Genomic DNA, 26,302 nt, shown 5'->3' with positions numbered 1-26,302 from the left:
TGAGTCATGGGGTCGCAGTGGTGGTGGGACCGTTGGGCCTGTCAGCTGCCAGAGGCGGTTCTCAGTGCCCTATCAGCCAATGCTGGTGCGGGCCGGGCAGCGTCCACAGGCCGAACAGGATCACCAGCAGACCGCCTGCGATGCGCACGCCGCGCCGGCGCAGCAGGCCGACCAGGCGCTCGGCCGCCAGCCCCGTGGCCAGCAGCACCGGCAGGGTGCCGAGGCCGAAGGCGAACATCAGGGCGGCGCTGCGCAGGGCATCACCCTGGCTCGCCGCCCACAGCAGGGTGCTGTACACCAGCCCACAGGGCAGCCAGCCCCACAGGCCGCCCAGCACCATGGCACGCGGCGCGCTGGTGATCGGCATAAAGCGTCGGGTGACGGGTTGCAGGTGCCGCCAGAGGCCGCGGCCCAGCGTTTCGATACGGGTCAGGCCGCTCCACCAGCCGGCCAGGTACAGGCCCATGGCGATCAGCAGCAGCCCGGCGATGCTGCGCAGCAGGGTGGCCAGCGGCCCGCTGGCTATTACCCAGCCAGCCAGGCCGAGCAGCATCCCGGCGGCCGTATAGCTGAGAATGCGCCCGGCGTTGTAGGCGACCAGCAACTGCAGGCGCTGCTGGCGCCGTTCGGCCGGGATGGCCAGGGTCAGCGCGCCCATCAGCCCGCCGCACATGCCCAGGCAATGGCCGCCGCCGAGCAGGCCGAGGATCAGCGCGGAGAGCAGTTGTGGCAGAAGGTCAGTCATGGTCGTTCGGCGTGGGCTCGTCTCTGGCCTGTTTCACCGCCGCCTGATGGCGCGGGTCATCGTCATCGAAGAGGATGCGGTGCGCCGGGCTGTCGAGGTCGTCGTACTGGCCGCTGTCCACCGCCCAGAAGAACAGCCACACGGCGAAGGCGACCAGCAACAGGGCGACGGGAATCAGGATGTACAGCGCGGTCATGGTGCTTTCCCCAGGCGCAGTGCGTTGAGTACCACCAGCAGTGAGCTGAGCGACATGCCCAGGGCGGCCCAGATCGGGGTGATCCAGCCCAGGGCGGCGAAGGGCAGCACCAGGCCATTGTACAGGCCGGCCCAGGCCAGGTTCTCGATGATGACCGTGCGGGTGCGGCGTGCCAGGCGCAGGGCATCGACCAGGCTGGTCAGCCGATTGGAGAGCAGCACGGCGTCGGCGCTGGTCTTGGCCAGATCCGAGGCCGAGCCCATGGCCACGCTGATGTCGGCGCCGGCGAGCACCGGCACGTCGTTGACGCCATCGCCGAGCATAAGCACGCGGCGGCCCTGTGCCTGCAGATTACGCAGGATGGCCAGCTTGGCGTCCGGGGTCAGCCCGCCGCGTGCCTGCTCGATACCCAACTGGCGGGCCACTTCGCCGACCATGGGCGAGCTGTCGCCGCTGAGCAGCAGGATCTGCCAGCCACGCCCGCGCGCCGCCTCGACCAGGGCCGGCGCATCGTCGCGCAGGCGGTCGTCGAGTACGAACCAGGCCAGCGGCCGCTGTTCATCGCCGAGCAGCAACCACTGGCCCTGTTCCCCGTTGAAGGCCGGTGCGGGGCTGGCGCTGAGTGCGCTGACGAATTCGGCCTGGCCGATACGCAGCCGGCGCCCCCTGACGACGCCTTCGAGGCCCAGCCCCGGCACGTTCTGTAGCGCTTCGACCGGCGCCGTGGCGTGGCCGAAGGCGCGGGCTAGCGGATGTTCGGACTGGCTTTCCAGCGCCGCGGCCAGGGCCAGGCAGGTGTCGCCATCCAGGTCACCGAGCGGGTGCACGGCGCGTAGGGTCAGGCGGCCTTCGGTGAGGGTGCCGGTCTTGTCGACGATCAGCGTGTCGATCTGCTCCAGGCCTTCGAGCACATGACCGCGGGTCAGCAGCATGCCGAGCTTGTGCAGGGTGCCGGTGGCGGTGGTCAGGGCCGTCGGCGTAGCCAGGGCCAGGGCGCAGGGGCAGGTGGCGACGAGCAGGGCCAGCACCACCCAGAACGCCCGCGACGCATCGAGCTGCCACCAGACGACCCCGACGATGGCCGCCACCACCAGCACGATCAACAGGAACCATTGCGCCACCCGGTCGGCGATCTCGGCCAGGCGCGGCTTGTCGCTCTGGGCGCGCTCGAGCAGGCGGACGATGGCCGACAGCCGGGTGGCGTCGCCCAGCGCCTGCACCTCGACGGTCAATGGCCCCTCGACATTGAGGGTGCCGGCGGTCACGGCATCGCCGACGCTGCGCGGTTGCGGCAGGTACTCACCGGTGAGCAGGGATTCATCGACGCTGGACTGCCCGGCCAGCACCTGGCCGTCGGCCGGCAGCAGCGCACCCGGCGGCACCAGCACGCGGTCGCCGGGTTGCAGTTCGGCGAGCAGGACGCGCTGGCTGCGGCCCTGTTCATCCAGGCGCAGGCAGGAGGCCGGCAGCAGCTTGATCAGTTGCGCAGTGGCCGCGGCGGTGCGCTCCCGGGCGCGGCGTTCCAGGTAGCGACCGCTGAGCAGGAACAGGGCGAACATGCCCACGGCATCGAAGTACAGCTCGCCATGGCCGGTGACGGTGGACCAGATGCCGGCCGCGTAGGCGCCGCCGATGGCCAGCGACACCGAGACGTCCATGCTCAGGTGACGGGTGCGCAGGTCGCGCAGGGCGCCGCGGAAGAATTGGCCGCAGCAGTAGAAGACGATGGGCGTGGTGAGAAACAGGCTGACCCAGCGCAGGATGCTGTCCAGCTCGGGGCTCAGGTCGACGTTGAATTCCGGCCAGGTGGCCATGCTGGCCATCATCACCTGCATCCACAGCAGCCCGGCCACACCCAGCTGGCGCATCGCGCGGCGGTTCTCGCGGGTCAGCTGCTCGGCGGCGGCATCGGCCTGCCAGGGATGGGCGGCGTAGCCGATGCGCCGCACTTCGCCGAGCAGTTCGCTCAAGGGCAGGGCGCTGGCGCTCCAGCGTACCCGCAGGCGATGGTTGGACAGGTTCAGGTGCGCCTCGACCACGCCGGGCAGGGCAGCGAGGTGCTTTTCGATCAGCCAGCCGCAGGCCGCGCAACTGATGCCCTCGATCAGCAGGCTGGTTTCGCGCCATTCGCCGCTTTGTTCGACGAAGGGCTGCTGCACGTCGCGGCGGTCATACAGGGCCAGCTCGTCGGGCAGTGCCTGGGGCAGTTGCTGGGGGTTGTTGGCCGCTTCGCTGCGGTGGCTGTAGTAATGCTCCAGGCCATTCTGCACGATGGTTTCGGCCACCGCCTGGCAGCCTGGGCAGCACAGCTCGCGCGACTGGCCCAGCACCACAGCTGAAAAGTGGCTGCCCGCCGGCACCGGCAGGCCGCAGTGGTAGCAGGGTGCCGGGCTGCTGCGCTCAAGCGGCGCGCCGGTGGCAAGCGAGGTGTCGATCAGCGTTCATCCCCCAGCTGGATGCGCTTGCCGGCTTCGAGGGTTTCTTCCTCGAACAGGCGCCAGTCCTGGCCGCCTTCCTGGCCGATCAGCTCGACGAAGCGCCGGCCCTGCACACTGTCCTGCAGGTTGCCGCGATACAGGCCTTCACCCTGATGTTGCAGCACTACGCGGCGATCGCGCTCCGGCTGGGTGGGCGATACCAGGTTGAGCACGAGTTGCGCGGGGGCGCTGGCGCCGTGCAGTTGCAACTCGGCGATGCCGCGTTCGTCGTCCAGGTCCAGTGTCGCCTGCAGCTTCAGGCGCAGCGCCAGGTTCTCGCGCTCCAGGGACTGGTTGATGCCCTTGCCGACGTCGTAATAGTCGTCGGAGATCAACCCCGGCGGATTGCGGGTGGCGACGGTCAGCAGGGTCAGCCCCTGGATCACCGAGTAGCCGAGCAGGGCGATCAGGAACCAGGGCCAGAACTGCTTGTACCAGGGGGCGGGTTGGAGGTCTTCGTTCATGGTTGGCCTGCTCTTTCATTCGATTTGGTGGGCTGAAGCCCACCCTACGGTGGTAACTCGGTAGGGTGGGCCGGGCGGCGATCCGCGAAGCCCACCGGCCTTGGCTATCTCAAGCTCGGGCCGATAAAGCGGCTGCTGGCGTCGTTGTGGATGCTGTCGTCGTCGGTGGCGCGGATATGGAAGGTGATCTCGTTGGTGCTCGACGGCAGTTTCTCTGCGTCGATGGACAGCTCCACTGGGATCGCCAGCACTTCGCCGGCCAGGGCGCGCACTTCGCGGCGGCCTTCGTAGACCAGGCCGTCCAGGCCGTCGGCCTCGATGCGGTAGACGACGTCCTGCTGGGCCTTGTTCATGATCTTCAGGGTATAGACGTTCTCGATCCGGCCCAGCTCGTTCTCGCGGTAGAGTACCCGATCCTTGAGCACGTCCAGCTCCACCAGCGGGCGGTTGCTCACTGCCCAGGCGAATACCGCCAGCATGGCCAGCAGGGCGATGGCGTAGCCGATCAGCCTTGGGCGCAGCAGGCGGGTTTGCTGCCCCGAGAGGTTGTGTTCGGTGGTGTAGCTGATCAGCCCGCGCGGGTAGTTCATCTTGTCCATGACCGCGTCGCAGGCGTCGATGCAGGCGGCGCAGCCGATGCATTCGATCTGCAGGCCGTCGCGGATGTCGATACCGGTGGGGCACACCTGCACGCACAGGGTGCAGTCGATGCAGTCGCCCAGGCCCAGAGCCTTGTGGTCGGCGCTCTTCTTGCGCGGGCCGCGGGTTTCACCACGGCGCGGGTCATAGGAAACGATCAGGGTGTCCTGGTCGAACATCACGCTCTGGAAGCGCGCATAGGGGCACATGTGGATGCACACCTGCTCGCGCAGCCAGCCGGCATTACCGTAGGTGGCGAGGGTGAAGAAGGCGATCCAGAACAGCGCCCAGCCACTGGCTTCGAAGGTGACCAGCTCAGGGAGCAGCTCGCGGATCGGTGCGAAATAGCCGACGAAGGTCAGTGCCGTGGCCAGGGAAACCCCCAGCCAGATGCTGTGCTTGGCGAAGCGGCGGATGAACTTGTCTGCGCTCATCGGCGCCTTTTCCAGCTTCATGCGCTGGTTGCGGTCGCCCTCGGTGACCTTTTCCGCCCACATGAAAACCCAGGTGAACACGCTTTGCGGGCAGGTATAGCCGCACCACACCCGGCCGGCGAACACGGTGATGAAGAACAGCCCAAAGGCGGCGATGATCAGCAGCGCCGAGAGCAGCACGAAATCCTGGGGCCAGTAGGTGGCGCCGAAGATGTGGAACTTGCGCTCCGGCAGGTTCCACCACACCGCCTGGTGGCCGTCCCAGTTCAACCACACGGTGCCGAAGTAGAGGACGAACAGCAGGGCTCCGCCAGCACGCCGCAGGTTGCGGTAGAAGCCGCTGAAGGCGCGGGTGTGGATCTTCTCGCGGCTGACATAGAGGTCGATGGTCTCGCCGGCGGGCGGCGTGACGTTCTTGACGGGAATCTGTTGGCTCATCGAGGGCTACCACAACGGTTGGTCGGGCCTGCCGCGACCGATACCTGCCGGTCGCGATCGTTCGCTGCGCCGATGGTACGCCGCCAGGCCGGATCGGGCTTGCGGCTACCCGTCGCAGGGTAGGTGCAGGGCCATGCTAGGCGTTGCATGATCAAGGCGTCCTGACCCAGATCAGTGCACTCAATCTTTCTCCCGGCTTTGCGCTTGTGCCGGCACCTTTTCGCGTTGCGACAGGCTGTACACATAGGCCGCCAACAGGTGCACCTTGTCGTTGCCGAGAAAGTCCGCCTGCGCCGGCATCTTGCCGCTGCGCCCATAACGGATGGTCTGCTGCACCTGGGCGAAGCTGGAGCCGTACAGCCACACCTTGTCCGTGAGGTCTGGTGCGCCGAGCACCTGCAGGCCCGTGCCATCGGCGCCGTGGCACATGGCGCAGTTGCTGGCGTAGAGCTGTTCGCCCTCGTCGAGGTCCACGGCGATGTCCGCCGGGTTCTCCAGGTTCGAGAGGCTGCGCACATAGCCGGTCACGTCGCGCACGCCATCGTCGCCGAGAATGGCCTGCCAGGCCGGCATCACGCCCTGGCGGCCCTGCAGGATGGAGGTCTTGATGGTTTCCGGGTCGCCGCCGTACAGCCAGTCGTCATCGGTGAGGTTGGGAAAGCCGAAGGCGCCCTTGGCGTCGGCGCCGTGGCATACGGCACAGTTGTTGGCGAACAGCCGGCCGCCGATTTTCAGCGCCTTCTCATCCCCGGCCAGCTCGCTGATGGGCATGGCGGCGTACCCGGCGAACAGCGGGCCATAGCGTGCATCGGCCTCGGCCATTTCACGCTGCCATTGGCCGACCTGGGTCCAGCCCCCGCCATAGCCGGGCAGCAGGCCCTTGAAGTTGCCCAGCCCGGGATACAGCAACAGGTAGCCGAAGGCGAACGCCAGGGTGCCGAGAAACAGCAGGAACCACCAGCGCGGCAGCGGGTTGTCGTATTCCTCGATGCCGTCGAAGTTGTGCCCGGTGGTCCGCTCGCTGTCGACCGGGCGCTGGCCCTTGCGGGTGGCGATAAGCAGCCAGGTCAGCCCCAGCAAGGTACCGAGGGTGGCCAGGGCAACGAACAGGCTCCAGAAGGTGCTCAAGGCTTGTCGTCCCCAGCCTTCTCGTCCTGCTGGCAGGCGCGCTCCGGCTCGTCGGCGAAGGGCAGGTTGGCCGCTTCGTCGAAGCTGGACTTGCGCTTGCTGCTGTAGGCCCAGAGCACCACGGCGACGAAGGCGATGAGCACCACCGCAGTACCGATGCCGCGGAGGGTGCCGATGTCGGTCAGAAAGGCTGGCATGGTGTCACCGCTTGTTGGGAATCGCGGTGCCGAGCACCTGCAGGTAGGCGATCAATGCGTCCAGCTCGCTCTTGCCGGCCACCGCCTCGCGGGCCTTGGCGATATCCTCGTCGCTGTAGGGAATGCCGAAGCCCTGCATCACCCTGAGCTTGTCGGCGCTCAGGGCGCCGTCGAGCCTGCGCTCGGCCAGCCAGGGGTAGGCGGGCATCTTCGACTCCGGCACCAGGTCGCGCGGGTTGATCAGGTGGGCGCGGTGCCAGTCGTCCGAGTAGCGCCCGCCGATCCGCGCCAGGTCCGGGCCGGTGCGCTTGGAGCCCCACAGGAAGGGGTGATCCCAGACGCTTTCCCCGGCCACCGAATAATGGCCGTAGCGCTCGGTCTCGGCGCGGAACGGGCGGATCATCTGCGAATGGCAGCCCACGCAGCCTTCGCGGATATAGATGTCGCGACCTTCGAGCTGCAGCGCGGTGTAGGGCCGCATGCCGGCCACCGGCTCGTTGACCACGTCCTGGAAGAACAGCGGCACGATCTGGGTCAGGCCGCCGATGCTCACGGCGATGACCATCAGCAGGGTCATCAGGCCGAGGTTCTTTTCGATCAGGTCGTGCTTCATCGCCCGGCCCCCCCGTTTTGCGCCAGGGGAATACGCGCGCCGGCGTCGTACTCGGCTGGCCGGGCGGCGCGAATGGTGCGCCAGGTGTTCCAGGCCATCAGCAGCATGCCGCTGAAGAAGATCGCGCCGCCGATCATGCGCACCAGGTAGCCCCAGTGGCTGGCTGCCACCGATTCGATGAACGAGTAGGTCAGCGTGCCGTCTTCATGCACCGCCCGCCACATCAGGCCCTGGGTGATGCCGTTGACCCACATGGCGACGATGTACAGCACGGTGCCGAGGGTCGCCAGCCAGAAGTGCACATGGATCGCCGCCAGGCTGTGCATCTGCTCGCGGCCGAACACCCGGGGGATCAGGTGGTACAGCGCGCCGAAGGTGATCATCGCCACCCAGCCCAGGGCGCCGGCGTGTACGTGGCCGATGGTCCAGTCGGTGTAGTGGGAGAGGGCGTTGACCGTCTTGATGGCCATCATCGGCCCCTCGAAGGTCGACATGCCGTAGAACGCCAGGGAGACGACCAGAAAGCGCAGGATCGGGTCGGTGCGCAGCTTATGCCAGGCGCCCGAAAGCGTCATCATGCCGTTGATCATGCCGCCCCAGCTCGGTGCCAGGAGGATGATCGACATCACCATGCCCAGGCTCTGGGCCCAGTCCGGCAGGGCGGTGTAGTGCAGGTGGTGCGGGCCGGCCCAGATATACAGGGTGATCAGCGCCCAGAAGTGCACGATGGACAGCCGGTACGAGTAGATCGGCCGGTTGGCCTGCTTGGGCACGAAGTAGTACATCATTCCCAGGAAGCCGGTGGTCAGGAAGAAGCCCACCGCGTTGTGGCCATACCACCACTGGATCATCGCGTCGGTGGCGCCGGCGTACATCGAATAGGACTTGAAGGGGCCGACCGGCACGGCGGCGCTATTGACCAGGTGCAGCATGCCGGTGACTAGGATGAAGGCGCCGAAGAACCAGTTGGCGACGTAGATATGCCGGGTGCGGCGCTTGAACAGGGTGCCGAAGAACACGCCGATGTAGGCGAACCAGACGATGCCCAGGAGGATATCGATCGGCCATTCCAGCTCGGCGTATTCCTTGCTGCTGGTGTAGCCCAGCGGCAGGCTGATCACCGCTGCGACGATCACCGCCTGCCAGCCCCAGAAGGTGAAGGCCGCCAGGCGGTCGGACGCCAGCCTGACCTGGCAGGTGCGCTGCACCACGTAATAGCTGGTGGCGAACAGCGCGCAGCCGCCAAAGGCGAAGATCACCGCATTGGTGTGCAGCGGGCGCAGGCGGCCGAAGCTGGTCCAGGGCAGGTCGAGGTTCAGCTGCGGCCACACCAGCTGCGCGGCGATGAACACCCCCAGCGCCATGCCGACCACGCCCCAGACCACGGTCATCACCGCGAACTGGCGCACCACCTTGTAGTTGTAGGCAGCCGGACTGCTTGCTGGGCTCATGCTGGGTTCCACGCTGGGCTGGGTGCTGCCGCGGGGCGACAGGCATTTCAGGCGGCGCGAGTATCCCCGACACGCTTAGGCGGTGCAATGTTCGGAAATATCCGGAAAGCGCTCTGTGGTGAGCTTTGCTGTGTTTCGGGAGGATGCGCGGCCGATTGTGGCGGAGCTTTGGAGTGCGAGGACGTTACCGAAGGAGCAGAAGCCTGCGACCTGGGAACCTAGATTCATGGGCGGGGGCGTGGGAGGGGCTTTAGCCCCGAGCTCTTCGTTCCAGAATAAAACTCGGGGCTAAAGCCCCTCCCACGGTAGGTCGCATTCTAAGTTAATAGGTCAGACTGAAAATATTGAGCAGGCTCTCAAAGCCACACCGCATCCCAGAAAGGGTAATCACCGATACGCTTTACCAGGCCTGCACGTAGAGGGTTGGCAACGATGTATCGTGCAGTTGGCAGTATGTCCTCCTCACGGCGTAGTGCTCTGTCATGGAAACCCTCTTGCCAGAGTCTGCCTTGACGACCGAGCCGACTGTTCACCTGCAAGGCGCTGCGCCCCTTGACGCGTTGCATCAATTCGCTGAGCAAGCCTTCTTGCAGCGATACCAGCCAGTGCAGGTGATCGGGCATGACCACCCAGGCGAGCGACTCTGCCAGCCCTGATGCTTGAGCGTTATACAGCTCCCGAATGAGGAGGCGAGCGGGCGCCAGGTCGGCAAAGATCGCCTGGCGATTCTCGACAGTGGCCGTGAGCAGGTAGATGTGGTTGGTTAGAGAGATCCGGCCTTTGCGCAAACTGACTGAGTGCGGCATTCCGTTGCCTCCTGAGTAGGTAAAGCAACGGTAGCTGATAGATTGGCGACCTGCGGGACCGATTTCGTAGGAGCGGCTTTAGCCGCGAGCTTTAGCACCCGACCAGGCACCAAAGAACTCGCGGCTGAAGCGGATCGCCGCCCGGCCACTCCTAGAAGTGGGCATCATTCGCCTGGTTGTGGTTTACGGCTCAGGCTCAGCACATAGGCCGCCAGCAGGTGCACCTTGTCGTTGCCCAGGTACTGTTCCTGCGCCGGCATCTGGCCGTTGCGGCCGTAGCGGATGGTCTGCTGCAGCTGCGCCAGGCTCGAGCCGTAGATCCAGCCACCCGGGTGTGTCAGGTCCGGTGCGCCGAGCATTGCCATGCCGTTGCCAGCCGGGCCGTGGCAGGCCACGCAGGTGGTGGCGAACAGCTGCTTGCCCTGTTCCAGGTCGACGTTGCTGCCCTCGGCCAGCGGCAGGCCCGCCAGTTCGTGGCGCACGTAGCCGGCGACGTTGCGCACGCCGTCGTCACCGAGCACCTGGCCCCAGGCCGGCATCACGCCGATGCGGCCGTTGAGGATGGTGGTCTTGATGGTTTCGGCGTCGCCGCCCCAGCGCCAGTTCTCGTCGGTCAGGTTGGGAAAGCCCACCGCGCCCTTGGCGTCCGAGCCGTGGCAGATCGAGCAGTAGGTGGCGAACAGCCGACCGCCCATCTTCAGCGCCTGCTCGTCCTGGGCCACCTGTTCCAGGGGCATGGCCGAGTACTTGGCGAAGATCGGCCCGTACTGGGCGTCGGCCTTGGCCACTTCCCGTTGCCACTGGGCGACCTGGGTCCAGCCGTCTTCATAGCCGGGCAGCAGGCCCTTGAAGTTGCCCAGGCCGGGATACAACGCCAGGTAGCCCGCGGCGAAGATCAGCGTGCCGAGAAACAGCATGAACCACCAGCGCGGCAGCGGATTGTCGTACTCCTCGATGCCGTCGAAGGAATGGCCCATGGTCTGGTCGGTGGTGTTCTTGCGTTCCCCCTTGCGTGTGGCGAACAGCAGCCAGAACAACGCGACCAGGCTGCCGAGGGTCAGCAGCGTGATGTACCCGCTCCAGAAAGTGCTCATGGGGTGTCTTTCCTTACTGCTGCTTTGTTGGGTTCATCGGCGAAGGGCAGGTTCGCCGCATCGTCGAAAGCCTTGGCGCGTTTGCCGCTGTAGGCCCACAGCGTCACGCAGGTGAAGGCGATCAGTACCAGTGCGGTGCCGATGCCACGCACCATGCCGATGTCGATAAAGTCGAAAAGCATGGAATCACCTCTTGTTCTTCAAGGCAGTGCCGAGCACTTGCAGGTAGGCGACCAGGGCGTCCATCTCGGTCTTGCCCTTCACCGCGGCGCTGGCGCCGGCAATGTCTTCATCCGTGTAGGGCACGCCGAGAAACTGCATGGCCTTGAGCTTGGCGGGGGTGTCCTTGCCGTCCAGCACGTTCTCGACCAGCCAGGGGTAGGCGGGCATCTTCGACTCCGGCACCACGTTGCGCGGGTTGTAGAGGTGCGCGCGGTGCCACTCGTCCGAGTAGCGGCCGCCAACCCGGGCCAGGTCCGGGCCGGTGCGCTTGGAACCCCACAGGAAGGGGTGGTCCCACACGCTTTCGCCAGCCACCGAGTAGTGGCCGTAGCGCTCGGTTTCGGCGCGAAATGGGCGGATCATCTGCGAGTGGCAGCCCACGCAGCCTTCCTTGATGTACACGTCGCGGCCTTCGAGTTGCAGCGCGGTGTAGGGCTTCATGCCGGCCACCGGTTCGTTGACCACGTCCTGGAAGAACAGCGGGACGATCTGCGTCAGGCCGCCGATGCTGACGGCGAACACCATCAGCAACGCCATCAGGCCGACGTTCTTTTCGACGATTTCGTGTTTCATCAGTGGGCTCCCTCAACCGAATAAAGCGCAGCGGCTTCCAGCTCTTCCGGCTTGCTGGCGCGTACGGTCTGCCAGGTGTTCCAGGCCATCAGCAGCATGCCGGTGAAGAAGATCGCGCCGCCGATCACCCGCACCACGAAGCCGGGATGGCTGGCCTCCAGCGCCTCGACAAAGGAGTAGGTGAGCGTGCCGTCGCTGTTCACCGCGCGCCACATCAGGCCCTGGGCGATGCCGTTGACCCACATCGAGGCGATGTACAGCACGGTGCCGATGGTGGCGAGCCAGAAGTGCGCGTTGATCAGGCCGATGCTGTGCATCTGCTCGCGGCCGAATACCTTGGGAATCATGTGGTACAGCGAGCCGATCGACACCATGGCGACCCAGCCGAGGGCGCCGGCGTGCACGTGGCCGATGGTCCAGTCGGTGTAGTGGGAGAGGGCGTTGACGGTCTTGATGGCCATCATCGGGCCTTCGAAGGTCGACATGCCGTAGAACGCCAGGGACACCACCAGAAAGCGCAGGATCGGGTCGGTGCGCAGCTTATGCCAGGCGCCCGAGAGGGTCATCATGCCGTTGATCATGCCGCCCCAGCTCGGTGCCAGCAGCACCAGGGACATCACCATGCCGAGCGACTGCGCCCAGTCCGGCAGCGCGGTGTAGTGCAGGTGGTGTGGACCGGCCCAGATGTACAGGGTGATCAGCGCCCAGAAATGCACGATCGACAGGCGATACGAATACACCGGGCGCCCGGCCTGCTTGGGCACGAAGTAGTACATCATCCCCAGGAAGCCCGCGGTCAGGAAGAAACCCACGGCATTGTGGCCGTACCACCACTGGATCATCGCGTCGGTGGCGCCGGCATACAGCGAGTAGGACTTGGTCAGGGTGACCGGCACTTCCAGGTTGTTGACCACGTGCAGCAGCGCCACGGTGAGGATAAAGCCGCCAAAGAACCAGTTGCCGACATAGATGTGGCTGACGTTGCGCTTGATGATGGTGCCGAAGAACACGATCGCGTAGCTGACCCAGACGATGGTGATCAGGATGTCGATCGGCCATTCCAGCTCGGCGTATTCCTTGCTGCTGGTGTAACCCAGCGGCAGGGTGACGGCCGCCAGCAGGATCACCAGTTGCCAGCCCCAGAAGGTGAAGGCCGCCAGCTTGGGCGCGAACAGCGTGGCCTGGGAGGTGCGCTGTACGGCATAGTAGCTGGTGGCGAACAGAGCGCAGCCGCCGAAGGCGAAGATCACCGCGTTGGTGTGCAGGGGCCGCAGGCGACCGAAACTGGTCCACGGCAGGTCGAAGTTGAGCCACGGCCAGGCGAGCTGCGCCGCGATAAGCACGCCGAGCCCCATCCCGACTATGCCCCACACCACCGTCATGATGGCGAATTGGCGAACCACCTTGTAGTTATAGGCGGAACTGGTTGTTGTGTTCATGTCTGGGTTTCCATCCACGGTTATGGGCAGATCATCTGCAGCCCCCGCGCACGGACAAATCCGTACAGGAAAAAGGGCTTTTTTATGAGCGAGGCAAGCATGCGAGAAGGGCAACGAAGCGGTATTGACGCCGGTCAACAGGCACAGGAAAGCCAGGCGCCAGCGCTGCTCTGGGATCGGCCGGCGGGTGCCAGCCAGGGCACGCTGATCCTCGCCCACGGCGCCGGCGCGCCGATGGACAGCGACTTCATGAGCCTGATGGCGCAGAAGCTCGCCGCCCGCGGGCTGACGGTGGTGCGTTTCGAATTCGACTACATGGCCGCGCGCCGCCAGGACGGCAAGAAGCGCCCACCCAACCCCCAGGCCAAACTGCTCGACTGCTGGCGAACCGTGTATGCCGCCGTGCGACAGCAGGTCACGGGCCCGCTGGCCATCGGCGGCAAATCCATGGGCGGGCGCATGGCCAGTCTGCTGGCCGACGAACTGGGTGCTGACGGCCTGGTCTGCCTGGGTTATCCGTTCCACGCCATCGGCAAGGCCGACAAACCGCGCACCGCGCACCTGGCCGACCTGAAAACGCCGACCCTCATCGTGCAAGGCGAGCGCGACGCCATGGGCGATCGCCACACCGTGGCCGGTTATCAACTCTCGGCGGCCATCGAGCTGTGCTGGCTGACGGCAGGCGATCACGACCTCAAACCGTTGAAAGTGTCCGGCTACAGCCATGAACAGCATCTGGAGTCGGCGGCGGATGCGGTGGCGGCGTTTCTTGGAACCTGATTACGATCACTATGGGCATGAAGCGGCAGCTACAACGCAGAAGCAGCCGTCACTGATCCACTGTGGGAGCGGGCCATGCCCGCGATTTTTCGCGCGCATGGCGCACTCCCACAGTGGATCGGGGAACGGCCGCTTCCGCCCCGCTTAACTGCCAAAATCGACGAGCCTGGATTAAACGATCCTGAGCAGGTCTTCACGCGAAACGCTAAAGGCACGCAGTAACGCCCTCTTATCCGTGGCCGAATTGTAGGAGCCCCGACCCGGGGCGAATGGCGCAGTTTGTAGGGTGGACGACGCCTCACCCGTCCACCGTTCTGCAATCGCAACGGTGGATGAAAAAAGCGTCATCCACCCTACGAGGCTAAGAAGCGCTGAAAGCAGGCCTGCGTCGCAGCCCTGATCCACCTGGCTGGTTAACATCGGCAGTTGGGATTGGGAGGCAGGAAATCAGGGATGCATTACCGCGACGTGCTGCAGATTCACCGAAGCGCCAAACGCTTCAAACGCCTGGCGCTGTGGGCAGCCATCCTGTTGTGCCTGATCATGCTGCTGGGCAAGAGCACGTGGTACCTGGCGGGTGTGCCGGCAAACCCCGAATCCATCGAGATGATGAAGGACTACGTGCGCGGCGCCGGCGCCGACCCCGCAACACTGATCCTCAGTGACCACCACGGCACCTGCGGAACGTTCAGTTATATCGGCCGTGACGGAAAACGTAGTACGCCCATGGGTTTTGTCGCCATCCCAGGCCAGAGTGTGGCGCCAAACGTGCTGACGGACGAGTGGAACAAGAGCCGCTGCGCCGGGCCGCGGTCGGGGCCCTGATCGTTTAGGGCGCTTATGCGGAGAGTACTCACGCAGAGCGCGCGAACGATCAAATCTTTATTTGCATGAAGCGGCAACGACAAGGCAAAAGCAGCCGGTAGACTCGGCGCTTTTGTGGGAGAGGCTTTAGCCTCGAGTTCTTTAAGCCTAGACAGGCACAATCGGGGCTAAAGCCCCTCCCACAAAGGCAGTAGCGCACTAACGGCATGCAGTAACGCCCTCGCGCTGATGTCAACGCTCCTACGTGATAGCTGCGGGGTTCGGATCGATGCCTCACTCAGTCAGCCGCTGCCCACAATGCAGGCAGTCCGCGGTCGCTGGGTCATGGTAGTCGCCGGCGCGTTCGTCGAACTTCTGATGGGGCGTATTGCGGCAGTTGGGGCAGGTGTAACGCTCCAGCAGCTGATGCTGGCGATACAGGTTGAGCAGGCCGCAGGCAATGATCACGGCCAGGATGATTACCGCGAAGTCCGGGGCGCCGGAGATCGTCAGCACGAACAGGGCGATCACCAGCACGGCGAGCAGTGATTCCAGAAAGTCCACTTGGCTGCGCAGGCGGTTGTAAGCGTTCTGGTCCATGGCAGGCATCCTTGTTATCGGGTGGCCATTGCCAGTTTGGCTTCAGTTACGTGGCCATGTGCCTGATGGAAAACAAATGAAGCAGTTTGCTTTACTCGGCTACGCTGCCCGGGCTTTCAGCAGCCTCGGCTTCCAGCTTCGCCCTGTCAGCCTTGCTGATGTATTTCGGCTTGCTGCTTTTGGGTGCCAGCTTGGCGTTGGCCTTTTTCGCGTGGGCCTCCAGCAACTGCTTGATCTTCTTGCGGCGATTCATGGTGCTACCTGCGTCTCGATCGGTGGTTTGGGGTGGTTCAGCCTAGCCTTCGTCAGCCCCATGCCCTGGCTTGCCGGTGCCGTCAGCGCAAAGCCGAACTGCTGATAAAGGCGATAGGCCTCACCGTCAGCGATCAGGCTGACGTAAGCGGATTCTGGCACCTCGCGGGCGATGTAATCGCTGATCGCGGCCATGATCTGCTTGCCCAGCCCCCGGCCCTGATGTTCCGGCAGCACGGCGATATCCACCACCTGATAGAACGCGCCGTCATCACCGATCACCCGGCCCATGCCGACCGGCTCGCCGGCGCAGAGCACCTGTACGGCGAACAGACTGTTGGGCAGCCCACGGCTCGCCGCCTCGATGGTCTTGGCGCTCAGCCCGGCTGCGCTGCGCAGATGGCGATAGGTTTCCACCGACGGGATGGCGTGCACGATGGAGTAGGCGGAGGTGTTTTGGGTCATGGGAGAAACTCCTGAAATCACTGCAATTCTGCAGCTGGCGCGTGCCAGCCCATTAACAGCGTCTGGCTGCCGTCGTCCTCCAGTGTGTCGATAAGCGTCATGCCAGCCTTGCTCAGCACCCGCCGGGAAGCGGCATTGTCCGGCGCGACGGTGGCGATGATCTGCGTCAGGCCCAGCTTTTGGGCCGCGTAGGGTAGCAGGGCGCATACCACTTCGCTGGCATAGCCATGGCCCCAGTGCTCGCGGGCGAAAGCGTACTTGATCTCGGGCTTGTCCTGGCCGTCCGGGTGCACCAGCCCGCAGAAGCCGATTACCGGGCCGCCGTCGCGCAGGGTCACGGTGTACATGCCATAGCCGCGTTGCCGGTAGTTGTTCGCCGTCACTTCGAGCCAGTTGGCCGCCTGTGGCGGCGTCAGCGCCACGCCATCGCCGACCCAGCGCATGGCCTCGGCATCGCCGTAGACCCGCAGCAGCGGCTCCAGGTCATCAGGCGACCAGCGCCGCACCAGCAGGCGCTCGGTCCTCAGCACGAGTTCGCCATCGAGTTCCTTCACAGCCTGTCGCCCTGTGCGGTGCGGTAGCGCGCCAACAACAACGGCAAGGCCGTCTCGCGCCAGAACTTCAAGCTGATATGGCCCGACGACATACCGCCATGGGCATGCCGCTCGACGAACACCGACGACTCTTGCGCGCTTGTCGGCAAGCCAACCAGGCGTTCGAAGGTGGTCTCGAGGAGTGCGGCCAGCTGCGCCTCGCTGGGTGGAAGCGGCAGGGCGGCCAGCGCCTCGCTCATTTCCTGCCACAGATAGGGATCGCCCCGGCAGCCCCAACTGATGGGGTCGGACTGGAAGAGGTCGGATAGGGTGTTTATGGACATTCGATGCGGTTGCCTCTGTATGCAGTCAATCTACGTCTGTGGCGTTGCGCAGCCTTATCGCCCGGGCGGCCATATAGACGCGGTTCGAGGCCTCATCCAACGACTCCATGCCAGCAATCAAGCGGCCATTCTGCCACGGCGCGTAATCGTTGAAGCTGCCCATGCCGCCGTATACGGACATCACAGAACACGCCAGGCCTGTCAATTCATCCCCATCGTGACTGCTGTCCGCCAGCGCTCTGGCGGTCGACAGGCAATTGCGGAAATGCGTGCCCCAGTGGCTATCTGCGTCGAGGGCGAGAATGTCTCTGAGCGCCGCAAGGTGAGCGATCAGTTCATTCAGTTGGTTTTGCGGATTGGTCATGGTGCGCCGGATGGTGGGTCTGTATCGAACGGGGAGCATGCCTCAGGCGTTTCGACGCTCAGGCTCAGCCCCATGAATAAATACCGTGTAGGTATCGGCGGGCCGGCTGCCTTCAGCCCGGTCGAGAGCATGGCCGATGGCGCCGCGATGATAGGTGCCGTGATTGATCAGATTAAAGATCGCTTCCTCACGGCTCAGCATGCCCTGTTTGCAATCCACGAAAACAAAGCGAATAGGCTCCTGAAACTGCGTAGATACGAGGTCTTCCAAGTACTCAGTTTCGTAGGGTGGACGACGCTTTATCCGTCCACCAGTTTCAGCGTGCAATGGTGGATGAAAAGAGCGTCATCCACCCTACTTGCTGTTAGTGCTGCTATTGCTCTAGTTATTTTCCAAAAAAATTTCATGTTGAGTTGCTTCTGGTGTTTGGTTGCGGAGTGAGCTTTAGCCGGTATCGGTGAGCGGAGCGAAAGGACTTGAACCACTAGGTGGATTTTTTGGATGTGAATACTTGCCTCGAAAGGCGCACCAGGATCATAGCCGTTCTGACTGTTACTATGGTAATAATTGCTAGGGCAGATACATAAAATGTTAGCATCGAGATTATTATTGGCCAGAAAGCAGCATCCGCGCCTTCGTTGTAGCATTCCCCCAAAATTCTAGGGCAACCTATGTATAGGTAATAAAGGCCGGCAAAAAAACGTACTGACAGTGCCGCGAGCGAAATAAGTAGCCATGGTTTGATATTTTTGGGGTGCATACCTAGCTCTAACGTTGGTTAAGCGGCGGACTTTGGCCCGTCCCAGTGGGCGAAAGTAGTTAGGATGCTTCTGCGCGACTAAGTATCTCAGTAATGATTGGTTTGGTATATTTCTCTATTGGGTCTGTTTCGGCTGAATCTCCTTTATGCAGGATCTCACCCTCATCAAAGGCTTTATAGACGGAAAAAGCTGGTTCAGGAATGTCTTTATCTGGTCCGAATACAGGAGGAGTCGTGATAAAACCCCACAAGTAGTTCATCGCCTCATTACAGTAATTATAATCAAGCGCTCCCTGTTGGAAACTCTTTGCGACCACAATTGAAAACTCATTGCAGAATGCTTCCGGAGAAATTTTCATTGCCTCGCAATAGATAAATGTCTCTTGGTATTCTGGCTCGCTGCCGTTTGTGGCAGCTGCTTTAATGAGGGCTTCGAGGTCCTTCATCAAGCCTCCTAATTATAAATAGACACCAACTTGCATAACTCCCTGTAATTGACTGGTGTATAACATTTCAGGACCTTTGTGCTGAACCCGTCTAGTCCGAGGCATACGGCGAGGCACTGGGGTGTTTGGCATGTATACACCACGCTCATTGCACCTTCGCAAGGGTACAAAAGTTTCCTTGCCTCGCGTGCGCACCAGGCCCAAAGTGCAGCCCCACCAACCCAACCTACCGATTAAACCTTGCCACCAACGAATACTGCCCCTGCGCCGTACTGGTCAGTTCCTCACTCAACAACGCCGTACTCTGTGCCTCACCCGCCGTCTGGTCGGAGAGTTGGGCGATGGTAGTGATATTGCGGCTGATTTCGTCGGCCACGGCGCTTTGTTCTTCGGCGGCGGCGGCGATCTGGTCGGCCATTTCGTTGATATTGGCCACCGCGTCACTGATGCCGGCCAGGGCCTGGTCGGCCTGTTGCACGCGTTCGACGCCTTCGTCGGCCTGTTTGCGGCCGATGTCCATGGTCATTACGGCTTCGTCGGCGGTGCGTTGCAGTTTGGCGATCAGGGCGTGGATCTGGCCTGTGGATTCGGCGGTGCGTTGCGCCAGGGAGCGGACTTCGTCGGCGACCACGGCGAAGCCGCGGCCCATTTCGCCGGCGCGGGCGGCTTCGATGGCGGCGTTGAGGGCCAGCAGGTTGGTCTGGTCAGCGATGCCTTTGATCACGTCGACCACGCCGCCGATTTCATTGCTGTCCTGGGCGAGGCGGGTGACGGCTTCGCCGGTTTCCCCCACCGACAGGGACAGGCGCTGGATCGCTTGGCGGGTTTCGCTGGCGATGGTGCGGCCTTCCTGGGTCAGGCGGTTGGCTTCCTGGGTGGCGATGGCGGTGCGCGCCACGTTGTTGGCCACCTCCAGGGTGGTGGCGGCCATTTCATTGACGGCGGTGGCGACCTGGTCGGTCTCCTCGCGCTGGCGCTGCAACCCGGCGGAGCTGTTATGGGCGAGCACGTCGGCCTGCTGGGCCTGCCTGGCCAGGTTCTCGGCGCTGTCCTGCAGGCGGGTGAGGCAGGTTTTCAGTCGTGCTTCCTGGCTGAGAATGGACAGTTCCAGACGGCCTTCGACGCCCCGGTTGTCGGTATACATCTGCGCGATCAGCGGGTCGGACGTCGTTTGTTCGGCCAGTTGCAGCAGGCGCTTGGTACCGCGGCTCTGCCACGCCAGGCCGAGCAGGCCGAGGGGAATCGACAGCGCCGCGGCGGCGACGAAGCCCCAGGTGCTGTCCAGCCAGGCGCCAACCAGGAAGCCCACCTGGCTGACCAGAATGAACGGCAGCCAGTTCTGCAGCACCGGCAGCCAGCGGTCGCGGCTCGGTATCGCCGCCTTGCCGGCATTGATACGGGAATAGAGGGCCTGGGCGCGCTGCACCTGTTCGGCGGTGGGCTTGCTGCGCACCGACTCGTAGCCGGTGACTTTGCCGTCATCCAGCACCGGCACCACGTAGGCGTTGACCCAGTAATGATCGCCGCTCTTGCAGCGGTTCTTGACGATGCCCATCCACGGTCGGCCGGCTTTCAGGGTCTCCCACATATGGGCGAACACGGCGGGCGGCACGTCCGGGTGGCGAACCAGGTTGTGCGGGGCGCGGATCAGCTCGTCGCGGGAGAAACCGCTGATTTCCACGAAGGCATCGTTGCAGTAGGTGATCTGGCCCTTGAGGTCGGTGGTCGAGATCAGGCGCTGCTGCGCTGGAAATGTCCGCTCGTTACCGGTGATGGGCTGGTTGTTACGCATGGCATCTACCCTGATGTCAGTGCGATGCCTGGTGGGCACTAGGCAGGCTGGCGATGAGTCGCGGTGCCTACAGACTATGACCTTGGGCCTGGACCCGGTGCGGCTGGGTCGGCCGATCTTCAGACAACGCTTTTTATGGTTATCGCTTACGCGTGGCAGGGCTGCAGTGTAACCAATATTCGAGGTTCGTCACATTTTGACGCCGGTAAATCGGCAGTCCATTGGTGGGGCTTATGTAGCGGGCAGGCGGATAATAAAGAACCCGGGCGTCGCGTCGCTCGACCCAGGCTACGGAAAGCGCCGTGCAGCGCGGCCATTGGCGACGCTGCACGGATGCGCATCAACTGGCGATCAGCTGGCGCAGCACGTAGTGCAGGATGCCGCCGGCCTTGAAGTACTCGACCTCGTTGAGGGTGTCGATACGGCAGAGCAGCTCGACGCTCTCCAGCTTGCCGTCTTCACGGGTGATCTCCAGGGTCAGGGGCATGTGCGGGCGCACCTCGACGCCATCCAGGCCCTTGATCGCCAGGGTTTCCTTGCCGGTCAGACCGAGGCTCTTGCGGTCCGCGCCGTTGGTGAACTGCAGCGGCAGCACGCCCATGCCCACCAGGTTGGAACGGTGGATGCGCTCGAAGCTTTCGGCGATCACCGCCTTCACGCCCAGCAGGTTGGTGCCCTTGGCCGCCCAGTCGCGGCTGGAGCCGGTGCCGTATTCCTTGCCGGCGATCACCACCAGCGGCGTGCCTTCCTGCTGGTAGCGCATGGCGGCATCGTAGATCGCCAGCTTCTCGCCGCTGGGCACGTGCAGGGTGATACCGCCTTCCTCGCCGTCGAGCATCTCGTTGCGGATGCGGATGTTGGCGAAGGTGCCGCGCATCATCACTTCATGGTTGCCGCGGCGCGAGCCGTAGGAGTTGAAGTCGCGCGGCTCGACGCCCTGCTCGCGCAGGTAGCGACCGGCCGGGCTGTCGGCCTTGATGTTGCCGGCCGGGGAGATGTGGTCGGTGGTCACCGAATCGCCGAGCAGCGCAAGGATCCGCGCATTGGCAATGTCGGTGATCGCCGGCGGCGCCTGGTCGATGGCTTCGAAGAACGGCGGGTGCTGGATATAGGTGGAGTCGTTCTGCCAGGTATAGGTATCGGCCTCCGGCACGGCAATGGACTGCCACTGCTCGTCGCCTTCGAACACCTCGGCGTATTCCTTGCGGAACATGGCAGTGTCGACCTTCTGCACCGCCTCGGCGATTTCCTTCTGGCTCGGCCAGATATCGCGCAGGTACACCGGCTTGCCGTCGCGGTCTTCGCCCAGCGGCTCCTCGGCGATATTCACCCGCACGCTGCCGGCCAGGGCATAGGCGACCACCAGGGGCGGCGAGGCCAGCCAGTTGGTTTTCACCAGCGGGTGCACGCGGCCTTCGAAGTTGCGGTTACCGGACAGCACCGAGGCGACGGTCAGGTCATGCTCCTGAATGGCCTTCTCGATCGGGTCCGGCAGCGGGCCCGAGTTGCCGATGCAGGTGGTGCAGCCGTAGCCGACCAGGTCGAAGCCAAGCTTGTCGAGGTATTCGGTGAGGCCAGCGGCGGCGAAGTATTCGGTCACCACCTTGGAGCCGGGTGCCAGCGAGCTCTTGACCCAGGGCTTGCGCTTGAGGCCTTTTTCCACGGCCTTCTTGGCCAGCAGGCCGGCGGCCATCATCACGCTCGGGTTCGACGTATTGGTGCAGGAGGTGATCGCCGCGATCACCACGGCGCCGTCGCTGATCGGGTGACGGTGGCCGTCCATCTCGTAGTGGATTTCGTTCTGCGCGGCATTGCCGACGGCCACGCCACCGCCGCCTTCGCTTTCCAGGCGACCTTCCTCTTTACGCGGCGGCTTGAGCTGCAGGCCGAGGAAGTCCTCGAAGGCCTGGCCGACGTTGGGCAGGGCGACGCGGTCCTGCGGGCGTTTCGGCCCGGCGAGGCTGGCTTCGACCTGGCCCATGTCCAGTTCCAGGGTGTCGGTGAATACCGGCTCGCTGCCAGCCTGGCGCCACATGCCCTGGGCCTTGGAATAGGCCTCGACCAGCTTGACCGTCTCGTCGGGGCGACCGGACAGGCGCAGGTAATCCAGGGTGATGTCATCGACCGGGAAGAAGCCGCAGGTCGCGCCGTATTCCGGCGCCATGTTGGCGATGGTGGCGCGGTCGGCCAGGGGCAGTTCGGCCAGGCCGTCGCCATAGAACTCGACGAATTTGCCGACCACGCCTTTTTTTCGCAGCATCTGGGTGACGGTCAGCACCAGGTCGGTGGCGGTGATGCCTTCCTTGAGCTTGCCGGTCAGCTTGAAGCCGATCACCTCGGGAATCAGCATCGACACCGGCTGGCCAAGCATCGCCGCTTCCGCCTCGATGCCGCCGACGCCCCAGCCGAGCACACCCAGGCCGTTGATCATGGTGGTGTGCGAGTCGGTGCCGACCAGGGTGTCGGGGTAGGCGTAGGTCACGCCGTCTTCTTCCTTGGTCCACACGGTGCGGCCCAGGTACTCCAGGTTGACCTGGTGACAGATGCCGGTGCCTGGCGGCACCACGCTGAAGTTGTCGAAGGCGCTCTGGCCCCAGCGCAGGAAGGCGTAGCGCTCGCCGTTGCGCTGCATCTCGATCTCGACGTTTTCGCCAAAGGCTTCAGGGCTGGCGAACTTGTCGACCATCACCGAGTGGTCGATCACCAGGTCCACGGGTGACAGCGGGTTGATCTTCTGCGGGTCGCCGCCGGCCTTGGCCATGGCGTCGCGCATGGCGGCCAGGTCGACCACGGCGGGCACCCCGGTGAAGTCCTGCATCAAGACGCGGGCAGGGCGGTACTGGATTTCGCGGTCGGAGCTGCGCTTGTGCAGCCAGTCGCTGATGGCCTGCAGGTCGTCCTGGGTGACGGTCTTGTCGTCCTGCCAGCGCAGCAGGTTTTCCAGCAGCACTTTCAACGACACCGGCAGCTTGTCGATATCGCCCAGTCTTTTGGCGGCGTCCGGCAGGCTGAAGTAATCGTAGGATTTGCCGTCCACCTCGAGGGTGCGGCGGCAGTTCAGGCTATCGATGGAAGGCATCGTGCATCTCCTTATGGCTTGCACGGTACAAGCCAAGCTGGTTTGGCAGAGCTTCTGCGACTCTGCGCGAGAGTTCCCTGGGCCCGGCTCGTGTGGCGTGCGGTGAGCCGTCGCCTGATCGTGCGCCTGTCGAGCATAGTCCGCAGGCGCAGCCGGCGATGCCGGGATGCTGTTCTCTGGACAGGGAACTGAGGCCCTGGGTTCCGGTTTTCGCTATCATGCGCGGCCCAAGGAGAGTGTCGATGAATACGTTGTTGCTGCACTGCCGCCCCGGCTTCGAGAGCGAGGTATGTTCGGAGATTTCCGAGCATGCTGCGCGCCTCGAGGTGCCCGGTTACGCCAAGGCCAAGCCCAATACCGCCCACGCCGAATTCATCTGCAGCGACGAGGCGGGCGCCGAGCGGCTGATGGCCGGGCTGCGCTTCGGCCAACTGATATTCATTCGCCAGTGGGCGCGAGGGCGCTTCATCGAGCTGCCCGAGAAGGATCGTATCAGCGTGTTGCTCGAGCACCTGGCGCCGCTGCCGATCTTCGGCAGCCTGTGGCTGGAGGTGTTCGACAGCAACGAGGGCAAGGAGCTGTCCGGCTTCTGCAAGAAGTTCGAAGGCCCGCTGCGCAAGGCGCTGATGGCTGCCGGCCGGCTGGCGGAGAACGCCCGCGCGCCGCGCCTGCTGCTGACCTTCAAGAGTGGCCGCGAGGTATTTCTCGGCATGGCCGAGGCGAACAATTCGGCGATCTGGCCCATGGGCATCCCGCGCCTCAAGTTCCCCCGCGAGGCGCCCAGCCGTTCGACCCTGAAGCTCGAAGAGGCCTGGCACACCTTCATCCCCCGCGAGCAATGGGACGAGCGCCTGTCGGACGAGATGACCGGCGTCGACCTCGGCGCCGCACCGGGTGGCTGGACCTATCAGCTGGTACGCCGCGGCATGCTGGTCACCGCCATCGACAACGGCCCGATGGCCGAGAGCCTGATGGACACCGGCCTGGTCAAGCACCTGATGGTCGACGGCTTCACCTGGAAGCCCAAGCAGCCGGTGGACTGGATGGTCTGCGATATCGTCGAGAAGCCGGCGCGCAGTGCCGCGCTGCTGGAAAGCTGGATCGGCGAGGGACATTGCCGCGAGGCGGTGGTCAACCTCAAGTTGCCGATGAAGCAGCGCTACGCCGAGGTGCAGCGCCTGCTCGAACGCATTGCCGAAGGCCTGGCGGCGCGCAAGGTCAAGGCGACCATCGCCTGCAAGCAGCTGTACCACGACCGCGAGGAAGTGACCTGCCACCTGCGCCGCCTGAGCAAGTAGGCCAAACCGTTACGCCGCCCAGCCGGGCGGCGATTCCATGAACACTGCACGTACCCATGACGCGGAGCCTGTGATGCTCGATTCGACCCCTGATGACACCCTCGACGCCACCGGCCTGTTCTGCCCCGAGCCGGTGATGATGCTGCACAACAAGGTGCGCGACCTGCCGGCCGGCGGCCTGCTCAAGGTGATCGCCACCGACCCCTCGACCCAGCGCGATATCCCCAAGTTCTGCGTGTTTCTCGGCCATGAGCTGGTGGAGCAGGCGCAGGATGCCGAGACCTACCTGTACTGGATTCGCAAGAAGGTTGATTGAGCGGGGCTAGGCGGGCAATAGGTGACCCATGTGGGAGCGGGCCATGCCCGTGAAAAATCGCGGGCATGGCCCGCTCCCACAGGGGATTGCTGGCTGCTGCCCACCATTGCGATCACCTCGCTAGGCCGCTGGCGCCATCGGCTGCATTCCAATTCGCCGCCTGGCGCTGGTCTTCAGGCGCAGCGTCAGCATCAACGCTGCACAGGTCAGGCCGACGATCAGCCCCTGCCACAGCCCGGCCGGGCCACTGGCGGCGCCGAACAGCTCGGTCAGGCCCAGCAGGTAGCCGACCGGCAGGCCGATGCCCCAGTATGCGAACAGGGTCAGGATCATCGTCGCCCGGGTGTCCTGATAGCCACGCAGCGCGCCGGCCGCGGTGACCTGGATGGCATCGGAGAACTGGAACAGCGCGGCGTAGACGATCAGCGCCACGGCCACTTCGATCACCTCCGGCGCCGAGGAGTAGATCCGCGCGATGGGTTCGAGCATCAGCAGCATGCAGGTCGCCGATACGCAGGCGTAGGCCAATGCGGTGGCGATACTCACCCCGGCAGCGAAGCGCGCCTCCCGTGGCTGCTCGCGGCCGAGTGCCTGGCCGACGCGCACGGTGGCGGCCATGCCGATGGAGTAGGGGATCATGAACACCAGCGAGGCGAAGTTGAGGGCGATCTGGTGCCCGGCGACCACGGTGGCGCCCAGGCCGCCGATCAGCAGGGCGATGACCGCGAAGATGCTCGACTCGGCGAATACCGCGATGCCGATCGGCAGGCCGATGCCCAGCAGGCGCTTGATCAGCGTCCAGTCCGGCCAGTCGAAGCGTCGCAGTGGCGTGGTGTGCGCGTAGACCGGCGCGCGGCGAATCCACCAGAGCATGCCCAGCAGCATGAACAGCATCACCAGCGCCGTGGCCCAACCACAGCCGACGCTGCCCAGCGGCGGCAGGCCGAGCTTGCCGTAGATCAGCACGTAGTTCAGCGGGATATTCACCAGCAGGCCGAGCAGGCCCACCACCATGGCCGGGCGGGTGCGACCCAGGCCGTCGCTGTAGCAGCGCAGCACGTGGAACAGCGCCACGCAGGGAAAGCCGAACGCCACGCCGTGCAGGTAGCCCATGGCCGGTTCGATCAGGTCTGCGTCCACCTTCATCAGGCGCAGCACGAACTCGGCGTTCCATAGCAGCGTGCCCGCCAGGCAGCCCACCGCCAGTGCCAGCCACAGGGCCTGGCGCACCAGCGGGCCGATCTCGCCGTGCTGGCCGGCGCCGAAGCGCTGGGCCACCTTGGGTGTGGTGGCCAGCAGGATACCGGTCATCAGCAGGAACACCGGTACCCAGATCGAGTTGCCGAGGGCCACGGCGGCCAGGTCGCGGGCACTGAAGCGCCCGGACATCACGGTGTCGACGAAGCCGATCGAGGTATAGGCCAACTGCGCGACGATGATCGGCAGGGCAAGGGCCAGCAGTGTGCGCAGTTCGGTGCGCACCCGCTGCAGGCGGGATTGGGCAGGCATGACAAGTTTCACTGGGCAGAGAAAACCGCACAGTCTACGCGTTG

General features: G+C 64.3%; 29 protein-coding genes. 4 read left to right on the top strand and 25 right to left on the bottom strand.

Annotation, left to right across the window (positions count from 1 at the left end; all coding sequences use genetic code 11):
• Nucleotides 1–61: 61 nt before the first annotated feature.
• The 14 genes from K8U54_RS01685 to ccoN (K8U54_RS01620) all read right to left on the bottom strand — a co-directional run bounded on the left by K8U54_RS01685 (nt 62) and on the right by ccoN (K8U54_RS01620) (nt 12,916).
• Nucleotides 62–745 carry a sulfite exporter TauE/SafE family protein gene (locus tag K8U54_RS01685; RefSeq protein WP_249908596.1) on the bottom strand — a complete coding sequence of 228 codons (684 nt, stop codon included), beginning with the start codon at nt 743–745 and terminating at the stop codon, nt 62–64.
• Complete coding sequence (ccoS, locus tag K8U54_RS01680; protein WP_249908595.1) at nt 738–941, bottom strand: cbb3-type cytochrome oxidase assembly protein CcoS; 204 nt, start codon at nt 939–941, stop codon at nt 738–740. Before ccoS ends, K8U54_RS01685 begins: the two co-directional genes overlap by 8 nt.
• Entirely contained in the window at nt 938–3,376 is a 2,439-nt protein-coding gene (locus tag K8U54_RS01675) for a heavy metal translocating P-type ATPase (protein WP_249910374.1), read from the bottom strand. The genes ccoS and K8U54_RS01675 overlap by 4 nt, the downstream gene beginning before the upstream one ends.
• On the bottom strand, nt 3,376–3,882 hold the full coding sequence (locus tag K8U54_RS01670) for a FixH family protein (protein ID WP_147176342.1): 507 nt from the start codon (nt 3,880–3,882) through the stop codon (nt 3,376–3,378). The genes K8U54_RS01675 and K8U54_RS01670 overlap by 1 nt, the downstream gene beginning before the upstream one ends.
• Before the next feature lie 104 nt (nt 3,883–3,986).
• A complete protein-coding gene (gene ccoG, locus K8U54_RS01665; protein WP_249908594.1) occupies nt 3,987–5,393 on the bottom strand; it encodes a cytochrome c oxidase accessory protein CcoG in 1,407 nt (468 codons plus the stop codon).
• Between the two features lie 180 nt (nt 5,394–5,573).
• Nucleotides 5,574–6,521: a cytochrome-c oxidase, cbb3-type subunit III gene (gene ccoP, locus K8U54_RS01660; protein ID WP_249908593.1), complete on the bottom strand. Its 948-nt coding sequence runs from the start codon at nt 6,519–6,521 to the stop codon at nt 5,574–5,576.
• The gene (locus tag K8U54_RS01655; RefSeq protein ID WP_249908592.1) at nt 6,518–6,718 is read right to left on the bottom strand and encodes a cbb3-type cytochrome oxidase subunit 3; all 201 of its coding nucleotides are present in this window, start codon (nt 6,716–6,718) and stop codon (nt 6,518–6,520) included. Before K8U54_RS01655 ends, ccoP (K8U54_RS01660) begins: the two co-directional genes overlap by 4 nt.
• 4 nt (nt 6,719–6,722) lie before the next feature.
• Nucleotides 6,723–7,331 (bottom strand): cytochrome-c oxidase, cbb3-type subunit II, encoded by a 609-nt coding sequence (gene ccoO, locus K8U54_RS01650; RefSeq protein ID WP_249908591.1) that lies wholly within the window; start codon nt 7,329–7,331, stop codon nt 6,723–6,725.
• Nucleotides 7,328–8,782, bottom strand: a complete 1,455-nt coding sequence (ccoN, locus tag K8U54_RS01645; RefSeq protein WP_249908590.1) for a cytochrome-c oxidase, cbb3-type subunit I — start codon at nt 8,780–8,782, stop codon at nt 7,328–7,330. The genes ccoO (K8U54_RS01650) and ccoN (K8U54_RS01645) overlap by 4 nt, the downstream gene beginning before the upstream one ends.
• 356 nt (nt 8,783–9,138) lie before the next feature.
• Nucleotides 9,139–9,588: an REP-associated tyrosine transposase gene (locus tag K8U54_RS01640; protein WP_249908589.1), complete on the bottom strand. Its 450-nt coding sequence runs from the start codon at nt 9,586–9,588 to the stop codon at nt 9,139–9,141.
• A gap of 164 nt (nt 9,589–9,752) precedes the next feature.
• The gene (gene ccoP / locus K8U54_RS01635) at nt 9,753–10,682 is read right to left on the bottom strand and encodes a cytochrome-c oxidase, cbb3-type subunit III (protein WP_249908588.1); all 930 of its coding nucleotides are present in this window, start codon (nt 10,680–10,682) and stop codon (nt 9,753–9,755) included.
• Nucleotides 10,679–10,864, bottom strand: coding sequence for a cbb3-type cytochrome oxidase subunit 3 (locus K8U54_RS01630; protein WP_249908587.1), 186 nt, complete (start codon nt 10,862–10,864; stop codon nt 10,679–10,681). The genes ccoP (K8U54_RS01635) and K8U54_RS01630 overlap by 4 nt, the downstream gene beginning before the upstream one ends.
• 4 nt (nt 10,865–10,868) lie before the next feature.
• Complete coding sequence (gene ccoO, locus K8U54_RS01625; protein ID WP_249908586.1) at nt 10,869–11,477, bottom strand: cytochrome-c oxidase, cbb3-type subunit II; 609 nt, start codon at nt 11,475–11,477, stop codon at nt 10,869–10,871.
• A complete protein-coding gene (gene ccoN, locus K8U54_RS01620) occupies nt 11,477–12,916 on the bottom strand; it encodes a cytochrome-c oxidase, cbb3-type subunit I (RefSeq protein WP_249908585.1) in 1,440 nt (479 codons plus the stop codon). Before ccoN (K8U54_RS01620) ends, ccoO (K8U54_RS01625) begins: the two co-directional genes overlap by 1 nt.
• Before the next feature lie 99 nt (nt 12,917–13,015).
• Here ccoN (K8U54_RS01620) and K8U54_RS01615 point away from each other — a divergent pair, with 99 nt between their 5' ends.
• Nucleotides 13,016–13,696, top strand: coding sequence for an alpha/beta family hydrolase (locus tag K8U54_RS01615; RefSeq protein WP_249908584.1), 681 nt, complete (start codon nt 13,016–13,018; stop codon nt 13,694–13,696).
• A gap of 453 nt (nt 13,697–14,149) precedes the next feature.
• Complete coding sequence (locus tag K8U54_RS01610) at nt 14,150–14,521, top strand: hypothetical protein (protein WP_249908583.1); 372 nt, start codon at nt 14,150–14,152, stop codon at nt 14,519–14,521.
• A 273-nt stretch (nt 14,522–14,794) separates the two neighbouring features.
• Here K8U54_RS01610 and K8U54_RS01605 read toward each other — a convergent pair whose 3' ends face one another.
• The 10 genes from K8U54_RS01605 to acnA all read right to left on the bottom strand — a co-directional run bounded on the left by K8U54_RS01605 (nt 14,795) and on the right by acnA (nt 23,135).
• Nucleotides 14,795–15,100, bottom strand: coding sequence for a hypothetical protein (locus K8U54_RS01605; protein ID WP_249908582.1), 306 nt, complete (start codon nt 15,098–15,100; stop codon nt 14,795–14,797).
• A 91-nt stretch (nt 15,101–15,191) separates the two neighbouring features.
• Nucleotides 15,192–15,353: a DUF2986 domain-containing protein gene (locus tag K8U54_RS01600; RefSeq protein WP_249908581.1), complete on the bottom strand. Its 162-nt coding sequence runs from the start codon at nt 15,351–15,353 to the stop codon at nt 15,192–15,194.
• Nucleotides 15,350–15,817: a GNAT family N-acetyltransferase gene (locus K8U54_RS01595; RefSeq protein ID WP_249908580.1), complete on the bottom strand. Its 468-nt coding sequence runs from the start codon at nt 15,815–15,817 to the stop codon at nt 15,350–15,352. Before K8U54_RS01595 ends, K8U54_RS01600 begins: the two co-directional genes overlap by 4 nt.
• Nucleotides 15,818–15,834: 17 nt before the next feature.
• On the bottom strand, nt 15,835–16,371 hold the full coding sequence (locus K8U54_RS01590; protein ID WP_249908579.1) for a GNAT family N-acetyltransferase: 537 nt from the start codon (nt 16,369–16,371) through the stop codon (nt 15,835–15,837).
• Nucleotides 16,368–16,694 (bottom strand): hypothetical protein, encoded by a 327-nt coding sequence (locus K8U54_RS01585; protein WP_249908578.1) that lies wholly within the window; start codon nt 16,692–16,694, stop codon nt 16,368–16,370. The genes K8U54_RS01590 and K8U54_RS01585 overlap by 4 nt, the downstream gene beginning before the upstream one ends.
• Nucleotides 16,695–16,719: 25 nt before the next feature.
• Complete coding sequence (locus tag K8U54_RS01580) at nt 16,720–17,058, bottom strand: DUF6966 domain-containing protein (protein WP_249908577.1); 339 nt, start codon at nt 17,056–17,058, stop codon at nt 16,720–16,722.
• A 42-nt stretch (nt 17,059–17,100) separates the two neighbouring features.
• A complete protein-coding gene (locus tag K8U54_RS01575; RefSeq protein WP_249910373.1) occupies nt 17,101–17,259 on the bottom strand; it encodes a DinB family protein in 159 nt (52 codons plus the stop codon).
• Nucleotides 17,260–17,877: 618 nt separating this feature from the next.
• On the bottom strand, nt 17,878–18,264 hold the full coding sequence (locus K8U54_RS01570) for a hypothetical protein (protein ID WP_249908576.1): 387 nt from the start codon (nt 18,262–18,264) through the stop codon (nt 17,878–17,880).
• 226 nt (nt 18,265–18,490) lie between these two features.
• A complete protein-coding gene (locus K8U54_RS01565) occupies nt 18,491–20,056 on the bottom strand; it encodes a methyl-accepting chemotaxis protein (protein WP_249908575.1) in 1,566 nt (521 codons plus the stop codon).
• 340 nt (nt 20,057–20,396) lie between these two features.
• Nucleotides 20,397–23,135 (bottom strand): aconitate hydratase AcnA, encoded by a 2,739-nt coding sequence (acnA, locus tag K8U54_RS01560; RefSeq protein ID WP_249908574.1) that lies wholly within the window; start codon nt 23,133–23,135, stop codon nt 20,397–20,399.
• 242 nt (nt 23,136–23,377) lie between these two features.
• On the opposite strand from acnA, the gene rlmM reads away from it, so the two are divergent.
• Both rlmM and tusA read left to right on the top strand, forming a co-directional pair.
• Entirely contained in the window at nt 23,378–24,433 is a 1,056-nt protein-coding gene (gene rlmM / locus K8U54_RS01555) for a 23S rRNA (cytidine(2498)-2'-O)-methyltransferase RlmM (protein WP_249908573.1), read from the top strand.
• 73 nt (nt 24,434–24,506) lie between these two features.
• A complete protein-coding gene (tusA, locus tag K8U54_RS01550; RefSeq protein WP_070887113.1) occupies nt 24,507–24,749 on the top strand; it encodes a sulfurtransferase TusA in 243 nt (80 codons plus the stop codon).
• A gap of 120 nt (nt 24,750–24,869) precedes the next feature.
• Here tusA and K8U54_RS01545 read toward each other — a convergent pair whose 3' ends face one another.
• Entirely contained in the window at nt 24,870–26,258 is a 1,389-nt protein-coding gene (locus tag K8U54_RS01545) for an MATE family efflux transporter (protein ID WP_249908572.1), read from the bottom strand.
• Nucleotides 26,259–26,302: the final 44 nt, after the last annotated feature.

This window comes from Pseudomonas fulva (genome assembly GCF_023517795.1).
GTDB classification, from domain to species: domain Bacteria; phylum Pseudomonadota; class Gammaproteobacteria; order Pseudomonadales; family Pseudomonadaceae; genus Aquipseudomonas; species Aquipseudomonas fulva_D.
The sequence above is the reverse complement of the archived record's forward strand: the minus strand, read 5'-3'. Positions and strand labels throughout refer to the sequence as shown.

Excerpts from the sequence above, each read along its gene's own strand:
- ccoO (WP_249908591.1), bottom strand. The coding sequence starts at position 7,331 with ATGAAGCACGACCTGATCGAAAAGAACCTCGGCCTGATGACCCTGCTG.
- K8U54_RS01640 (WP_249908589.1), bottom strand. The coding sequence starts at position 9,588 with ATGCCGCACTCAGTCAGTTTGCGCAAAGGCCGGATCTCTCTAACCAAC.
- K8U54_RS01565 (WP_249908575.1), bottom strand. The coding sequence starts at position 20,056 with ATGCGTAACAACCAGCCCATCACCGGTAACGAGCGGACATTTCCAGCG.
- rlmM (WP_249908573.1), top strand. The coding sequence starts at position 23,378 with ATGAATACGTTGTTGCTGCACTGCCGCCCCGGCTTCGAGAGCGAGGTA.
- ccoG (WP_249908594.1), bottom strand. The coding sequence starts at position 5,393 with ATGAGCCAACAGATTCCCGTCAAGAACGTCACGCCGCCCGCCGGCGAG.
- K8U54_RS01615 (WP_249908584.1), top strand. The coding sequence starts at position 13,016 with ATGCGAGAAGGGCAACGAAGCGGTATTGACGCCGGTCAACAGGCACAG.
- K8U54_RS01685 (WP_249908596.1), bottom strand. The coding sequence starts at position 745 with ATGACTGACCTTCTGCCACAACTGCTCTCCGCGCTGATCCTCGGCCTG.
- ccoN (WP_249908585.1), bottom strand. The coding sequence starts at position 12,916 with ATGAACACAACAACCAGTTCCGCCTATAACTACAAGGTGGTTCGCCAA.
- K8U54_RS01580 (WP_249908577.1), bottom strand. The coding sequence starts at position 17,058 with ATGACCAATCCGCAAAACCAACTGAATGAACTGATCGCTCACCTTGCG.
- acnA (WP_249908574.1), bottom strand. The coding sequence starts at position 23,135 with ATGCCTTCCATCGATAGCCTGAACTGCCGCCGCACCCTCGAGGTGGAC.
- K8U54_RS01605 (WP_249908582.1), bottom strand. The coding sequence starts at position 15,100 with ATGGACCAGAACGCTTACAACCGCCTGCGCAGCCAAGTGGACTTTCTG.
- K8U54_RS01575 (WP_249910373.1), bottom strand. The coding sequence starts at position 17,259 with ATGCTGAGCCGTGAGGAAGCGATCTTTAATCTGATCAATCACGGCACC.
- K8U54_RS01670 (WP_147176342.1), bottom strand. The coding sequence starts at position 3,882 with ATGAACGAAGACCTCCAACCCGCCCCCTGGTACAAGCAGTTCTGGCCC.
- ccoP (WP_249908588.1), bottom strand. The coding sequence starts at position 10,682 with ATGAGCACTTTCTGGAGCGGGTACATCACGCTGCTGACCCTCGGCAGC.
- K8U54_RS01595 (WP_249908580.1), bottom strand. The coding sequence starts at position 15,817 with ATGACCCAAAACACCTCCGCCTACTCCATCGTGCACGCCATCCCGTCG.
- tusA (WP_070887113.1), top strand. The coding sequence starts at position 24,507 with ATGCTCGATTCGACCCCTGATGACACCCTCGACGCCACCGGCCTGTTC.
- ccoN (WP_249908590.1), bottom strand. The coding sequence starts at position 8,782 with ATGAGCCCAGCAAGCAGTCCGGCTGCCTACAACTACAAGGTGGTGCGC.
- ccoO (WP_249908586.1), bottom strand. The coding sequence starts at position 11,477 with ATGAAACACGAAATCGTCGAAAAGAACGTCGGCCTGATGGCGTTGCTG.
- K8U54_RS01585 (WP_249908578.1), bottom strand. The coding sequence starts at position 16,694 with ATGTCCATAAACACCCTATCCGACCTCTTCCAGTCCGACCCCATCAGT.
- K8U54_RS01655 (WP_249908592.1), bottom strand. The coding sequence starts at position 6,718 with ATGCCAGCCTTTCTGACCGACATCGGCACCCTCCGCGGCATCGGTACT.
- K8U54_RS01610 (WP_249908583.1), top strand. The coding sequence starts at position 14,150 with ATGCATTACCGCGACGTGCTGCAGATTCACCGAAGCGCCAAACGCTTC.
- K8U54_RS01630 (WP_249908587.1), bottom strand. The coding sequence starts at position 10,864 with ATGCTTTTCGACTTTATCGACATCGGCATGGTGCGTGGCATCGGCACC.
- K8U54_RS01570 (WP_249908576.1), bottom strand. The coding sequence starts at position 18,264 with ATGAAGGACCTCGAAGCCCTCATTAAAGCAGCTGCCACAAACGGCAGC.
- ccoS (WP_249908595.1), bottom strand. The coding sequence starts at position 941 with ATGACCGCGCTGTACATCCTGATTCCCGTCGCCCTGTTGCTGGTCGCC.
- K8U54_RS01545 (WP_249908572.1), bottom strand. The coding sequence starts at position 26,258 with ATGCCTGCCCAATCCCGCCTGCAGCGGGTGCGCACCGAACTGCGCACA.
- K8U54_RS01600 (WP_249908581.1), bottom strand. The coding sequence starts at position 15,353 with ATGAATCGCCGCAAGAAGATCAAGCAGTTGCTGGAGGCCCACGCGAAA.